Annotated in this window: 10 protein-coding genes and 1 other RNA gene; 5 read left to right on the top strand and 6 right to left on the bottom strand. The window is 42.7% G+C overall.

The genetic code is table 11. The features are described from left to right. Window positions 1–220: 220 nt before the first annotated feature. Entirely contained in the window at window positions 221–784 is a 564-nt protein-coding gene (locus ACF8OV_RS08255) for a porin family protein (protein ID WP_317675875.1), read from the top strand. Between the two features lie 118 nt (window positions 785–902). Here the strand turns inward: ACF8OV_RS08255 and ACF8OV_RS08250 are convergent, their stop codons facing one another. Continuing rightward, window positions 903–1085: a hypothetical protein gene (locus ACF8OV_RS08250; RefSeq protein WP_228097855.1), complete on the bottom strand. Its 183-nt coding sequence runs from the start codon at window positions 1083–1085 to the stop codon at window positions 903–905. Window positions 1086–1575: 490 nt separating this feature from the next. Continuing rightward, entirely contained in the window at window positions 1576–2409 is an 834-nt protein-coding gene (locus tag ACF8OV_RS08245; RefSeq protein WP_025636770.1) for a hypothetical protein, read from the bottom strand. Between the two features lie 218 nt (window positions 2410–2627). Here ACF8OV_RS08245 and ACF8OV_RS08240 point away from each other — a divergent pair, with 218 nt between their 5' ends. The 4 genes from ACF8OV_RS08240 to ACF8OV_RS08225 all read left to right on the top strand — a co-directional run bounded on the left by ACF8OV_RS08240 (window position 2628) and on the right by ACF8OV_RS08225 (window position 10114). Next, window positions 2628–2972, top strand: coding sequence for a hypothetical protein (locus tag ACF8OV_RS08240; protein ID WP_025636771.1), 345 nt, complete (start codon window positions 2628–2630; stop codon window positions 2970–2972). A 133-nt stretch (window positions 2973–3105) separates the two neighbouring features. Then, entirely contained in the window at window positions 3106–5427 is a 2322-nt protein-coding gene (locus ACF8OV_RS08235; protein ID WP_203504914.1) for a class I SAM-dependent DNA methyltransferase, read from the top strand. Then, window positions 5427–6791: a restriction endonuclease subunit S gene (locus ACF8OV_RS08230; RefSeq protein ID WP_203504912.1), complete on the top strand. Its 1365-nt coding sequence runs from the start codon at window positions 5427–5429 to the stop codon at window positions 6789–6791. The genes ACF8OV_RS08235 and ACF8OV_RS08230 overlap by 1 nt, the downstream gene beginning before the upstream one ends. A 71-nt stretch (window positions 6792–6862) precedes the next feature. Beyond that, window positions 6863–10114, top strand: a complete 3252-nt coding sequence (locus ACF8OV_RS08225) for a type I restriction endonuclease subunit R (protein WP_203504901.1) — start codon at window positions 6863–6865, stop codon at window positions 10112–10114. Window positions 10115–10267: 153 nt separating this feature from the next. Here ACF8OV_RS08225 and ACF8OV_RS08220 read toward each other — a convergent pair whose 3' ends face one another. The 4 genes from ACF8OV_RS08220 to ssrA all read right to left on the bottom strand — a co-directional run bounded on the left by ACF8OV_RS08220 (window position 10268) and on the right by ssrA (window position 14580). After that, a complete protein-coding gene (locus ACF8OV_RS08220) occupies window positions 10268–11308 on the bottom strand; it encodes a hypothetical protein (protein WP_203504899.1) in 1041 nt (346 codons plus the stop codon). Window positions 11309–11410: 102 nt separating this feature from the next. Beyond that, on the bottom strand, window positions 11411–12562 hold the full coding sequence (locus ACF8OV_RS08215) for a site-specific integrase (RefSeq protein ID WP_317675874.1): 1152 nt from the start codon (window positions 12560–12562) through the stop codon (window positions 11411–11413). A 261-nt stretch (window positions 12563–12823) separates the two neighbouring features. Then, the gene (locus ACF8OV_RS08210) at window positions 12824–14116 is read right to left on the bottom strand and encodes a site-specific integrase (protein ID WP_203504897.1); all 1293 of its coding nucleotides are present in this window, start codon (window positions 14114–14116) and stop codon (window positions 12824–12826) included. Between the two features lie 96 nt (window positions 14117–14212). Next, window positions 14213–14580, bottom strand: a transfer-messenger RNA (tmRNA) gene (ssrA, locus tag ACF8OV_RS08205). Window positions 14581–14636 lie beyond the last annotated feature (56 nt).

Below are 14636 nucleotides of genomic sequence, written 5' to 3'. Positions count from 1 at the left end.
ACAAATTAGCGAGAAGCTTTTTCATTAGTTATATTTATCCTAAATTTATATTGTTTGTGTAAGGTAAATAAATAGCCGGTATTTTGTTTTTTGTACGAGTGCTTTTAGCTAATTGTCAGAATCTTATTAAATAAAATAGTTTTTCATTAATTTAATATTGGCATTGCTTTTGCTATTTATGATTGGAACTTTCGATAATCAGTTAATTTAGGAGAACGAAATGAAAAGCAATGTTGTTACTCTGGTTGGTCTATTTTCTCTAGCAACGTTTAGTACTTTATCTTACGCAGCGGACTCCAAAGATCATGGCGTTTATGTAGGTGCGAACTACGGTTATTTAAAAGTTGATGGACAAGATGATTTCGATGACGACAGCGATGCAATGCAAGCATTGGTGGGTTATCGCTTTAACCGTTACTTAGCGTTGGAAGGTGGCTACATTGATTTTGGTAGCTATGGTAACAACTTGGCTAATGCAGAGACGGATGGTTATACCGCAGCATTGAAAGTGACGGCTCCAATCACCGATAGAGTGGATGTGTACGCGAAAGGTGGCCAAATGTGGTATTCGACAGATTATAACGTTGCTGGATTCCATGGGAACAAAGATGACGAAGGGGTATTTGCTGGTGCTGGTGTAGGTTTTAAAGTAACGGATAACTTTTTAGTTAACGCAGAATACACTTGGTACGATGTGGAATTGAATGCAGAAAATGTATTTGATGGTGCGAATAAAAATACAGACTTTAAACAAGCATCTTTAGGTGTGGAATATAGATTCTAATAATTCTAAGCCATAATAAAAATGCGAAGCTTAAATAGCTTCGCATTTTTTGTTGTGTTATATGAACCAGACCTGAAATTCTTAGTAAGGAGAAAATTGAAGAGACTATTTTACTCACTCAATCTGTTGCTAATGAAGCAAGAGCACCACTTAAACTATGACCTACGCAGTGTATTACCTTTGGTGCTTTTATGTTCTTTTTCGAATAACCAGCGATGCATGCTGCAAGTTGTGGCTTTATTGTATTGAAGAGATTTACAAAACCAGCATGTACTCTGTAACCGGATGAAGTACCTGATATCCCAAAAGCTTAGAGAACTTTAAATTGAAAAGCATATAGTAAGTACACACTTTCTATCTTTTAGTGAGTACTTTTGAATTCTCATGTGTGGTTGATGTTGTACTTATGAGCGTATAGTCTGCGACTTAATACTCAACGAGTTTTTAAATTAGCATAGGTTGTAAAGTTACGCAGTAATGCTTGTGATAAGTTATCAGGTAGCATGAGTGCCTGAGAAAAGAAGGCAATATGATTGTTGATACAAAAAAAAGGCCACCCGAAGGTGGCCTTTTCCAAACGTTTGGTGGAGCTGGCGGGACTCACCTTCAACTGCCTTAAAAAACAGTTACTTCAATAGGTTAGGGTGTTTGTGATTTTTGAGAATAACCCTTAAGTACCTCATCTTAGTACCATATGAAGCCAGTATCAAGATGGAAGCCTATTATCCTAAGCTAAGGACGCCAGTTCAGCTCCCTGTTTGGGAGCTGAACTGATATCTATGATGCGCTGATCACTTAATCTGACTTTTGACGGCGTTAATCCTTTCCAACTGCGACGCACTTAGTGAGTGTTGCTTTAATTGCTCATAGCTTTTTAATAGTCTGTTTTGTTGACGTTGAATTTGTCGCTCATTTAGCTCTTCTTTAGCGTTTAACCACTTATCAAACTGCGTTTGCATCTGCTTGATGAGTTTTTCAATTTCAAGGGCTTCAGTGGCTTTTTTATATTGGTATTGCCAAGTTGATAGTCTGCGTCCTTTCTCTTTTTCAATTGGCTCATAGCTCCGGTAATCTATGCCGACATGTTGCAGTACTGCGCTGTTGAATGCTTGCTTAATGACTTTTGTTGCTTTTTTCCGTTGTAGTTCCGTGAGGACTCGATTGCCGACAATCTTACCAATCATCAAATGCACATGGTCGCCACTACCTTTTTTTCCTTTCTGTTCCTGCTGGTGCAAGACAGCTCGAATTTGTTGTCGGTATTGCGAAAATTCAGATTTGTTAAGTTGACATAATTTAGCAAGAGCCAATGCACAATCTTTGACAATGGATTGCCACTGTTCATAGCTAGGTCTGTAGCCCCTTGGCAACGTAAGGCAATATTCCATGGCGTAGGTCGATAGTGGGCGGCCTCCACGGCGGTTATTTAGCTGCTGATTAAGCCTGAATTGTTCTCCTGTAAGAGCAATGCGCTTGGAGGTAGCGCCACATCCGAAGAGTGATACGAGGTCTTCGGTGTATTTGTGGTTGGCGTGTTCGGCGTTTAGTAGGTAACGCTCTCGCATCATTACACCATCTGATGCAAGTCGAACGGGTTGTGTTGTTACAGTCCAGTTTTTAATCATGAGATATGTTTTTTATAAACATAGAAAATTATTTTTTTAGATTCAAACAACTTAAAATCAACTGGTTATGCTGGATGGTGGTTTCCAGATAGAACAACCCACTTCGTTCTTATGTTGTTCTCTGGCAAGAATGGAGACCCTTCTTGACTACCCCTTTTTCAAAAAATGCCATCGTTTGAATAAAGAAAAAATAGTTATTACTCTTTTAAATAAACGCTATGGAAAAAGAAATTACTGCTTCGGATTTAATTAAACTTCTGCATGATTTAGAAGACCTTGAAACCACTAACCTTGAAGATTTGGTTCTTGAAGGAGCTATGAACGCTGGTTTTGTTACCAAGGGTGATTCAGTGAAAAACCTATACAGACGAGCATGGGTTAAAAAAGTGACAGAACATGCTAACGATGCTTATAGATTAGAGGATGTTGCTACAGGTGAGAACTTGGCAGCTACGATCGAAAACGTAAAGGTACTATTGAAAGCGAGAGAGACCAAAGTCACTGATATACTGGAATTGCTCGCTAAACAAATATTAGATGCAACACCTCCGTATAAAAGCTGATTGGATTCAGTAGCAATTTATATTTGGTTATTTGATTCAAGCGTCCGAAAGGGCGCTTTTTTGTTAGATGTCGCTGTCACCATATGAGCCGTAGGGTATAATCAGCGCAATTTTCTCAATTGTGCTATTTACAATGACTAACAACAATTTCTCCCAAACCGCTGCCTTTATCTGGTCGGTCGCTGACCTGCTTCGCGGTGACTTCAAACAATCTCAATACGGCCGTGTTATCTTGCCGTTTACCCTGCTTCGTCGTCTTGAGTGTGTGCTTGAGCCAAGCAAAGATGCTGTGGTTGCTGAACATGAACGCATTAAAGCGATGAACTTGCCAGAAGAGGCACAGGAAAAGTTCTTGCTGCGTGCAACGCAATCACCAGTACAACCTGATGGCTTGTCATTCTTCAACACCTCGCCAATGAACCTTGGCAAGATGGGGCAAAGCAACATCAAGGCGAACCTTGAGAAGTACGTGCAGTCATTCTCCAAAGATGCGCGTGAAATCTTTGAGCACTTCAAGTTCGATGAATTTGTTGGTTTACTGGAAGATGCCAACCTGCTTTACAAAGTGGTGAAGAAGTTTGCCACCACCGATCTTAGCCCAAACAGTATTTCTAACCACGATATGGGCTTGGTGTTCGAAGAGTTGATCCGTCGCTTTGCGGAAAGCTCGAATGAAACCGCTGGTGAGCATTTTACCCCGCGTGACATCGTGCGCCTGACCACCTCATTGGTGTTTATGGAAGACGATGAAGCCCTAACCAAAGATGGCATCATCCGTACCATCTATGACCCAACAGCGGGTACAGGCGGCTTCCTTTCTTCTGGCATGGAATACGTGCACGAGCTTAACCCGAAAGCGGTAATGCGTGCGTTTGGTCAGGAGCTAAACCCAGAGTCCTACGCTATCTGTAAGGCAGATATGCTGATCAAAGGGCAAGATGTTAGCCGTATCAAACTGGGTAACACCTTGTCTAATGACCAACTGCCAGCAGATCAGTTTGACTACATGCTGTCTAACCCGCCGTTTGGTGTGGATTGGAAAAAGATTGAAGGTGAAATCAAAAACGAGCATCAGCAAAAAGGCTTTGATGGGCGCTTTGGCGCAGGCTTGCCGCGAGTCTCTGATGGTTCGTTACTGTTCCTAATGCACCTTATCAGCAAGATGCGTGATAAGAAGAATGTCGACAACCAAGTGATTGATGGCGGTCGTATTGGCATTATCCTTAACGGCTCGCCACTGTTCACTGGTGGTGCAGGTAGTGGTGAAAGTGAAATTCGTCGCTACATCTTAGAAGCTGACCTGCTTGAAGCTATTGTCGCGCTACCAACAGACATGTTCTACAACACAGGTATTGCGACGTATGTTTGGGTTCTGAGTAACAAAAAAGACCCAGCACGTAAGGGCAAAGTGCAATTGATTAATGGTGCTAACTTGAGTACGAAAATGCGTAAGTCATTAGGCTCTAAGCGTCACTATTTAACTGATGAAGAAATTCGCACCATCACGAAAAACTTTGGTGACTTTGAAGAAATCGACACCTTGACCAAAGATGGTGTGACGGACAATCAAAAACACTTCGCCAGCAAAATCTTTGATACGCATGAGTTTGGCTATCGTCGCCTAACCATTGAGCGTCCACTGCGTCTGTCAGCACAAATCACCGATGAAGCGGTGGAATCACTGCGCTTTGCTCCCAAGCCATTTAATGCCGTAATGCAGGCAGTCTTTGAACAGTTTGGCTCAGAGTGGACGGAAGACACCTACGGCTCACTAACTGACGTGGAAAAAGAAGTTCGAGTTCTGATCAAAGCAGACTTCCCTGAGTTGAAAGAAAAGCAAATCAAGGATGTACTGGATAGTAAGTTGTGGCTGAATCAAAAAGCTTTGATGGATGCGGCGAAAGCCCTGCAAATTGCCGTTGGTGACAGTCTTGGTGGAAAAGAGCAGCAATCCGACGACTTCAACCAGTTTGAACTAACTCTGAAAGGCGCTTTTAAGGCTACGGGCATTAAGTTCGACGCCAAGCAGAAAAAACAGTTTATCGATGCGATCACTTGGAAGAACCAAGACGCAGAGCCTGTGATCAAAAAAGTGCTGAAAGAAGACGCACAACCGCTATACGGGGCGTTCGACTATAAAGGTAAGGTTGTTGAGTTCCAACAAGATGGCGACCTACGCGATAACGAGAACGTGCCGCTTGACCCAAGCGTAAACACATCAACCCTAATTGAAAGCTACTTCAAGCGTGAAGTGCAGCCACACATTGCCGATGCTTGGATCAACGCAGATAAGCGTGATGACAAAGACAATGAAATTGGTGTGGTGGGTTACGAAATCCCATTCAACCGCCATTTTTATGTTTACCAACCTCCACGCGCACTGGAAGCGATTGATGCCGATTTGGATGCGGTCAGTGCCGACATTATGAAGCTACTGCAAGAGGTGCATTCGTAATGGGCAAGTATCAGGGTTATCCAGATTACAAAGAGACGCATTTAGAGTGGCTTCAGGAAATACCAAACCACTGGCAAATCAAACGTCTGAAATATCTTGGTGAGGCAATAATTGGTCTAACCTATTCACCAGATGATGTGGTCGATAGTGAAGATGAGGGTACGTTGGTACTAAGGTCATCGAATGTTCAAAATAAAGCGTTAGCTTTTGATGACAATGTATTTGTAAACAAGCCTATTCCAGAGCATTTGAAAACACGTAAAGGCGACATTCTTATATGTGCTAGAAACGGAAGTCGAGCATTGATCGGGAAAAATGCTCAAATTGATGAACGAGCAGAGGGAATGACGTTTGGCGCGTTTATGTCTGTGTTCAGAAGTCCATACAATGACTATTTGTCGAAAGTGTTTAACTCGGCTTTATTCGAGTACCAATCAGGTACATTTTTGACAGCAACGATAAATCAGCTAACGACTGCAAATCTGAATAGCTTTGAAGTACCGTTGCCACCAGAGTCAGAAAGAGAAACTATCGCCAACTTCCTCGATCACGAAACCGCCAAGATTGACGCTTTGATCGAAAAGCAGCAGCAACTGATCAAACTGCTAAAAGAAAAGCGCCAAGCAGTGATTAGCCATGCGGTGACCAAAGGCTTGAACCCTCAAGTACCAATGAAAGATTCAGGTGTGGAGTGGTTAGGGGAAGTGCCTGAGCATTGGAATGTGACGAAGTTTGGTTACATTTCGCAAGTTGTGCGCGGAGGTTCACCAAGACCAGCGGGAGACCCTACTCTTTTTGATGGAGACTATTCCCCTTGGGTGACCGTTGCTGAAATCACTAAGGATGATGAAATATACCTTTCTGAAACTGAGACATTCTTAACCAAGAAAGGAAGTGAGCAATGTAGAGTGTTTACATCAGGAACACTATTGCTATCAAACAGCGGAGCAACATTGGGTGTACCCAAAATACTATCGATAAATGCAAACGCAAACGATGGGGTGGTAGGTTTTGAGAACCTGACTTTAAATTCAGAGTTTGCTTATTTTTATTTGAGTACGTTGACACACGACTTAAGGGAAAGAATTAAGCAAGGCTCAGGGCAACCGAACTTAAATACAGATATTGTTAAGAATATTTTTGTTCCTGTTCCGGCATCGCCAGAAGAGACAGACACGATTGTGTCATACATCAAATCAATGTGTGACAAGTTTGATGCTTTGGCATCGAAAGCGAAAAATGCTATTTCATTAATGCAAGAACGCCGAACAGCACTTATATCTGCCGGAGTTACAGGCAAGATAGATGTTCGCAACTGGCAAGCGCCAATATCTCAAAATCAGGCTTTAGAACAAACAGCTTAAGTTTATTGCCATTCTCTAAAGGGAGTGGCTTTTCGCTTTGGTTGGTTAAAAAGAATTAGAAGAACAAGGTTATGAAAGACACTACACAAGAACGGGTATTTCAGGACGACATCATCAGCCAGATGGTTGCCAATGGCTGGGTGCAAGGAACTGGCGATGGCTATAACCGCGAATCGGCATTGTATGAAGTGGATGTGCTGACCTTTATCAAACAGACACAGCCGAAAGAGTGGAAGAAGTTCTGCAAAGTTTTCCCGACTGACTCAGAGCGTCACTTCCTTGATGCCTTGGTAACACAGCTTAAAAAAGCCGATGAGAATGCCACTGATCGTGCATCACGCACCTTTGGCACGTTGGGGGTGTTACGTCATGGTCTGAAAATCCGCAATGCCCGCTTTGAATTGTGTCAGTTTAAGCCAGAGCATAACCTTAACCCTGAAACTCTAGCTCGTTATGAGCAAAATATCTGCCGTATCGTGCCAGAGCTGGTTTACAGCCCGCATGCAACGCAAGCGGAATTCGAAGCGACAGGCAAGCAAGCTAAGAAGTGGCGGATTGACTTGGTGCTGTTCGTTAACGGCTTGCCCGTCTCTACCCTTGAGCTGAAATCTGAGTTCAAACAAGCGGTAGAAAATGCCATTGCGCAGTACAAACTCACTCGTTTACCGAAAGACCCTGCCACTAAAAAGCCGGAGCCACTTTTGAGCTTTAAGCGCGGTGCCTTAGTGCATTTTGCGGTAAGCCAGTATGAAGTCTACATGGCAACCAAGCTCGCGGGTGAAGAGACATTCTTCCTGCCATTTAACAAAGGCACGCATGATGGTGGCAAGGGCAATGACATTCCCGAAGATGAAAACCGCTACGCGACCGACTACCTATGGAATGAGGTATTAACCCCAGATAACCTGCTTAACATCATCGGGCGCTTTATCCATCTCCAAATTGAAGAAAAAGAAGATTGGGAAGGGCGCAAAACAAAGAAAGAAACCCTGATCTTCCCGCGCTACCACCAGTGGGATGTAGTGACGAAATTGGTTGATGCTGCGATTGTCGAGGGCACAGGCAATAAATACCTGATCCAGCACAGTGCAGGCTCGGGTAAGTCCAACTCTATTGCGTGGACGGCGCACCAACTCTCGACTTTGCATGATGAAAGGGGTAACAAGCAGTTTGATTCGGTGATTGTCGTCACTGACCGCACCGTTCTGGATGATCAGCTTCAAGACACCATCTATCAGTTTGAACATGCTGATGGTGTGGTAGGGCGTATCAACCGCAAAGAAGGCGATGGCTCTAAATCCGAGAAGTTAGCAACGGCACTGGAAACCTCTCAGCCTATCATCATCGTGACCATTCAAACGTTCCCGCATGTGTTAAAGGCGATTGAGAACTCAACCTCACTTAAAGAGCGTCGTTACGCCATTATTGCCGATGAAGCGCACTCATCACAAACAGGCGCAACCGCTCGCCAACTCAAAGAAGTGTTGATGACGGATGAAGCCGACGATGACACGGAGCTTTCTTCAGAGGATATTCTTGATGCTACAGTTGCAGCGCGTCGAGGCAGTGCCAACCTTAGTTACTACGCCTTTACTGCCACACCAAAGCCCAAAACACTGGAGTTGTTTGGTCGCAGACCCGATCCAGAGCAACCCGCGTCTAAACGCAATTTGCCAGTGGCTTACCACATCTATTCCATGCGTCAGGCGATTGAAGAAGGCTTTATTCTTGATGTTTTGAGGAACTACACCAACTACAAAGTGATCTATCAGCTCAAGCAAAAGCTGGAAGCGGAAGATAAAGAAGTAGATGCAGGCAAAGCCAAGGTGAAACTCAATAACTGGGTACGCCTGCACGATCACAACATCTCGCAGAAAGTGAAAGTGATTGTTGAGCATTTCAAAAAGAACGTGATGGGCTTATTGGGTGGTCAAGCCAAAGCAATGGTCGTCACCAGCTCACGTAAAGAAGCGGTGCGCTACAAGCTAGCTTTTGATAAGTACGTTTCTGAGCATGGTTACGCTGGCATTCGTGCGATGGTCGCGTTCTCTGGCGAAGTGGAGTTTAACGCCGCCGACCCAGACAGTACTGCGTTTATGGCTCAGAAGTTCACTGAGCACAATATGAACCCTGAACTCAACAAACGTGAGATGCGAGTTGCTTTTGATAGTGATGACTATCAGGTGATGCTGGTTGCTAATAAATACCAGACTGGATTTGACCAACCGAAACTCTGCGCTATGTACGTGGATAAAAAGCTCGCAGGTGTTGAATGTGTACAGACGCTTTCACGACTTAACCGAACTTATCCGGGCAAAGCCGAATGTGGTACATTTGTGCTCGACTTCTACAACGATCCGCAAGATATTTTGGATGCTTTCCAGCCTTATTATCAAGTGGCAGAGCTTGAGGATGTCACTGACCCTGACAAGATTTTCGACCTATCAGAGAAGCTGCGTGCGAGTGGTATTTTCTTATGGTCGGAGGTAGATCAATTCGTTGATGCCTTCTTTACTAAGAACAAATCTAATGCGGCTATCAGTAATATCTGCAAGCCAGCGATAGACCGTTGGCGCAAGCGTTATACTTCTTCGGTAGAAGCATATATTCACGCTAAAAACGTGTTTGAACGCACCAAGAAAACAGGCGATGCGGTGTTAATCGCCAATGCGGAAAACTCCTTCAAAGAGTGTAAGCAGGAGAAAGACCGCCTAGAGATCTTCAAAAAAGACTTAGGCAGCTTTGTACGCTTTTATGAGTTTATGTCGCAGATTGTCGATTACGACGATAAAGAGCTAGAGAAACTGAGCCTGTATGCACGCCACCTGCGTCCAATGTTGCGCGAAAAGGTGATTGAAGAGGATGAGCTTGATCTTGGTAATGTGGTGATGAGCCACTATCGTCTGTCGAAGATCCGTCAACAGGACATTCAGCTTCAAGAGAACTCCCCTGAGTACAAGTTGCACCCAAGCAACGACGTGGGTACAGCCAAGCCAAAGGATAAGAAAGAAGAGTTCCTCTCTCACATAATTGAGCGATTGAACGAGGTGTTTGTTACCGACAACCTAACCGACAAAGACATGATCAATTATGCCTTTACGGTGCGTGACAAGCTCACAGAGAACGAAACAGTTATGAGTCAAATCGCCAATAACACGCGTGAGCAAGCCATGCTGGGCGACTTCCCACGTGCGATTGATGATGCGATTTTGAATAGCAACGAGGCGCACCAAGAACAAATGATGCAGTTGTTGTCTGACCCGAACAAAACCAAACAATTTGCGCGGGTTATCTTCGATATGTTGAGTGGGTATAAAGGGTAAGGAAGTGGTTTTTGTGGTGAAGGGGCTGGTTGAATCAGCTTAAAGTTTTTTGAGTGAATTGGATGAGCCAGTTTATGGCTGGCTCATGCTTTAGGATATTCCGTTCTTTCAGTTAATTAAATAAACGTAAAAAACGGAATCAACTGATACCAGTTAAGCGTTGTTGATAAGGTAATATATTTTCTTTCGTCCTGTTTTTCCGCTAACCTCAAAGTTGATGAGTTTACCGGATACACGGTCAATTATTTCAGCGCACTTGTCACGGCCATATTTTGTGTTTTTTAAAAGAAAATCTCTTAATTCCGTTTTATCCATCTTATTGCCATCTAAAACAGACTTTATTAATGAAACGGCATCAGGGTACTTATCAAGATAATCATTATATTTAAACACTTCATCTTGTAAAGATTTTGCCTTTGTATGCGTATTTTTATCGATATTGCGAACAGAATTTATCATATCAACATACTTCAAACTTTCTGCTTTTTGGTATGCGAATGTCAGCTCAAGGGCATTATTACCACGGAGTTTTTGGTTTATCAGTTGAATGTGTTTTGTTTGGGTTCCATTTTCGTCAGTATTGTCATATTTAATGTCCATCATGTAGATACAATCTACGTCTTCGACAAGATCTGATGTCCCAGAATAGACAAGTTTGTTGTCGCCATCTCGATTTTTGTTGGTATGACCTAAACCGATAAAGGTTCCCCCCCTCATAACAAAATCTCTGACAGTGATACCAAATCTACGCATATGTTTTTTGTCCATTGTGTCAGCGAACTTCTTAAGAGTATCCACAATGATCACAACATCCTTTGCTGCATCATCATCAGATAATCCGTCTAAGATGGCTAACAGAGAATGTGATTCGAAGCCGTTATATCCGGGAACAAGCACGTGAACCCCAATACTTTCCAAAATTTCAGTTTTTTCAATAACTCCATTTTGAGTGTCATCAGCATTTATATAAAAGACCGATAGATCGTTAGTAAGACCTGCTGCATGAGCTTGTTTTAGTTGGCTGATGATTAATAAGGTTTTGCCAGCATTCGGTGGTGCAAAAAGAGTACTTGACTGTCCTTTGAGAACTAAACGGTCAAAGATAAAAACGCTCTCAGCAGCGTTCTGTTTAATATTATCTAAGTCCTCATTGATAGCGAGTTCAATGAGTGTTTCCAATGTGTTTTTTTTCATTAAATAAACTTTCAGTAAATTTTGGGTGAGCGAAGCCGTTCACCCAAAATATATGGGTTAATAAAATATTTTTTAGTTGTGGTGGTGCTGTTTAAATAGATATCACGCTAAATTATATGGGCGAATATATGCGGTATGGCTCGTATCTATCATATTAACAACAGGAGCAAGAATTCTAGGATGGTATTGCTCACTGTACGTATCAAACGACTCAGAATTATGTTTATGGCCAACAATGCACTCTATAATCTCTTTGGAAATTCCTAACTGTTTCAACTCATTGATGAACGTGTGTCGGAAAGAGTGTGCATCTAACCCTTTACCTAAACCCAATGAATCCCTACGGCGACTAAACCACTTCGAAGCGTTAGTCGAGTAGTAGCCATCAACAAGAGGCAGTTCTGGGAAGAGACGACCCTCGTTTTTTGAATCTACGAATGATAAGAAACCTTTTGCAATCAATTCATTATGAATAGGGATCAGCCTGATAGATGAACTATTTTTGACACTCTGCCCTTGGAAGCTCTCCCTAATCTTAAGACAGTAAACACCATCAACTTGAGTTACATCATCAAAGATTAGTTGGCAGATTTCATTTAGCCTTGCCCCTGTGTAACGTAACAATAGTGGTACCCAGTAGTAATAAGAATGAAGGTAGCGATGAGATTTGTAGTCTGTCATGTTGAAAATGGCAGCAAGGTGGTGGTCGGAGAAACATAGGCGTCTCTTGCCACCTTTTTCACTCTTTTTTGGAAGTCGATAGAACACATTGTCCTTAACGTATCCATGATCTTTGCTCCAGTTAAGAAAAGTAGAGAACTTTTCGATTATCCCTTTAATGGTTGTAAGGGAGAGGCATGGTTTAGGAGTCGGCAATGCAGCATTTTTGAAGATTACGTCGTACCCTGTTAGTCCCATAAACTCAGAGTGTTTCTTTGCGTTCGTGGGATAGTGGCTCAAGGCGTCTCGGACGTTTTCAGCGCCAGAACGATCAAGCTCATTTAAGTCATCAAAGCCGATGAGGTGCAATACTCTCGTAAGAAGCTCATGATCTTGCTGGATGTTTTTTAGCTTAGATTTCCCGAGTTTGATACGTGAATCTGTGTAAGCATCTAGTAGTTCTACACCTGTTAGTGGTTCTAGTGTCTTATGGCTTCGTTGCACTGGAATTTTAAGGTTGAGGATAGCTTCGAAATTTGTATTCTCGCAGGAATTGGAGCGCAAACCTTGTGCCACAGATGAGGATAAATTCATAATAGTTCCTAGTTATCAATTGCTTTCCAATTAATCTAAGAAGGTCTTTCACGGCCGTAAAGAAAAAAAGCTAGCAACCTATTAATCACATACATGTATGCATATTTAACTGCAACTTGTTTTTTAAATTGTTGTTTTTAAATTGTTTATTTGGTTTTTTTGAGCTGATTGCTGAAAGAATGAGCGAATGAGTTTGTTTTTTTGGGGCGTGAAATCACGCCCAAAATTAAAGCCACATAACTGTTTAAGGGGTCGCTAGGGTCACTCAGTTGAATAGTTTTTCACCTTATCTAAAGGGAGAGGATCAATCAGGTTTACGACAGTCATCACTTGCTCAATGTTTAGATCCTTCCCGTATCGGTCGTAGGTAATGTTATTCAAGGTGTGACCTAGTATCGCACCAGCCACAATATGGGAAACTTGCTTTTGTTTAAGTTGTGTCGCTACCGTATGACGGAAAGAATGAAAGTCATGTCCTTTGCCAAAACCAAGTTTGGTTTTAAAGCGTCCATACCACTTAGAGGCGGTGCTACCAAAACCATCTCGTGAATTTTTCAGTTCAGGAAACACACGCTCATGTTTGATTGAGTGTAGGTATTTAATGAATCCAAGTTCTATTAATTGTCGGTGAATTGGGATAACGCGACGACTCGTTACATTTTTTAGTTTCTGTCCCTCATATCGGTCATCAATTCGGATCACCCAAATACCACTCTGTTGATAAATGTCCGCTTTGTAGAGTTGGCACAGTTCATTCTGCCGAGCACCTGTAAAATAAGCTAAGAGAGGGAGCCAGTAGTAGTAGGGATGTCTGAAGTCTCCCTTCGCATGAATTTCTGTACTAAAAATTTCCTGTAAGTCTGTTTTTGCATATGCGTTTTTGGCTTCACTATCTTTACGTTGCTTTCGGAAGCGAATTGCTTTGAATGGGTTGATATCAGTAAATTCGTTCAAATGGCACCACTCAAAGAATCCTGACGTTTTCTGACAATAATCTTTTACCGACTCTTCACTGAGTGTAGGCATATTAAGGCTATTATTGAGTTTAACCGCCTCCTTGGCTGTTAGGCCTTTGAACTGGGGGTGTTTCTTCATGTTTACGGGGTAATGTCGCAATAGCTGCACTGCGTCTTCTGCATCGCGTCTGCGAATTAAAGGGAGATGGGATTTTCCAACTAAATCAAGAACGGTTTTGCACTTAGCTTTCAGCATTCCAACGGCCTTAGGAGAAATATGCTGAGCCTTATAGAGACAAAAGCGCTCTAGCATCTTTTCTGGGCATAACACCTTAAGCTTTTTCTGTTTTGCTGGTGGGTGCTTTTTTTCGTTATGAATGGGTCTGACTTGCTTTGGTGCTGTGGTTGCAGTCGGGGATATGATGGTGCGACGAACCTGTATCTCTAGTTCTAATGCTAAAAGCGTAGCTTTATCTTTGCATGATGTTTTTAGCGATCGTTTAACTTCACGAAGCCCGTCAAATAAGTGTCGATGCTCAGATGGGATTTGATAGCGAAACTGCCAAATGCCAGATTTTGAAATAGATAAATAGCGCATGTTTTAGTACCAAAATGTAGTACAAACAGCCTAATATTGAAGTGGCGAATACAAAAAGGGCGATAACTCAAAGAGTTACCGCCCTTTCCAAACGTTTGGTGGAGCTGGCGGGAGTTGAACCCGCGTCCGAAAACCGTTCATCATTGGTACTACATGCTTAGTCGATCTTTAAATTCACCATCCACCTGCGAACCGACACGCTAATGAATGACTATCCTGAATTATAATTCGCCGTTCATCTCTCAGGCGGAAGAATCCGGGCTAGCGCGTTTGGGTTTGATCTCTCGTTATTCCCCGTCTTACGTGCGGAAGCTAGGGCGAGAGAGCTCTGAGCAGGGTATTAAGCTGCTAGTGCGTAGTTTTCGTCGTTTGCGACTATTTTTTTGCGGTTTGTTAACGAGGCCTACCGCACCTCGGCATGCACCTCAGACTTCTGAATTCCCGTCGAATCCTAAATCAGCCCCAAGGTATGATTCGCATAGTAACAGAAAAGACTTAGCTGTCCAGCACTATGCGTTTA

This window comes from Vibrio sp. GLN_1 (assembly GCF_043106015.1).
GTDB lineage: Bacteria > Pseudomonadota > Gammaproteobacteria > Enterobacterales > Vibrionaceae > Vibrio > Vibrio parahaemolyticus.
Note: the sequence above shows the minus strand (reverse complement) of the source record. Positions and strands in the feature narration are given on the sequence as shown.

Bases quoted from the DNA above. Each gene is read 5' to 3' on its own strand.
- ACF8OV_RS08255 (WP_317675875.1), top strand. From the start codon at position 221: ATGAAAAGCAATGTTGTTACTCTGGTTGGTCTATTTTCTCTAGCAACG.
- ACF8OV_RS08245 (WP_025636770.1), bottom strand. From the start codon at position 2,409: ATGATTAAAAACTGGACTGTAACAACACAACCCGTTCGACTTGCATCA.
- ACF8OV_RS08240 (WP_025636771.1), top strand. From the start codon at position 2,628: ATGGAAAAAGAAATTACTGCTTCGGATTTAATTAAACTTCTGCATGAT.
- ACF8OV_RS08235 (WP_203504914.1), top strand. From the start codon at position 3,106: ATGACTAACAACAATTTCTCCCAAACCGCTGCCTTTATCTGGTCGGTC.
- ACF8OV_RS08230 (WP_203504912.1), top strand. From the start codon at position 5,427: ATGGGCAAGTATCAGGGTTATCCAGATTACAAAGAGACGCATTTAGAG.
- ACF8OV_RS08225 (WP_203504901.1), top strand. From the start codon at position 6,863: ATGAAAGACACTACACAAGAACGGGTATTTCAGGACGACATCATCAGC.
- ACF8OV_RS08220 (WP_203504899.1), bottom strand. From the start codon at position 11,308: ATGAAAAAAAACACATTGGAAACACTCATTGAACTCGCTATCAATGAG.
- ACF8OV_RS08215 (WP_317675874.1), bottom strand. From the start codon at position 12,562: ATGAATTTATCCTCATCTGTGGCACAAGGTTTGCGCTCCAATTCCTGC.
- ACF8OV_RS08210 (WP_203504897.1), bottom strand. From the start codon at position 14,116: ATGCGCTATTTATCTATTTCAAAATCTGGCATTTGGCAGTTTCGCTAT.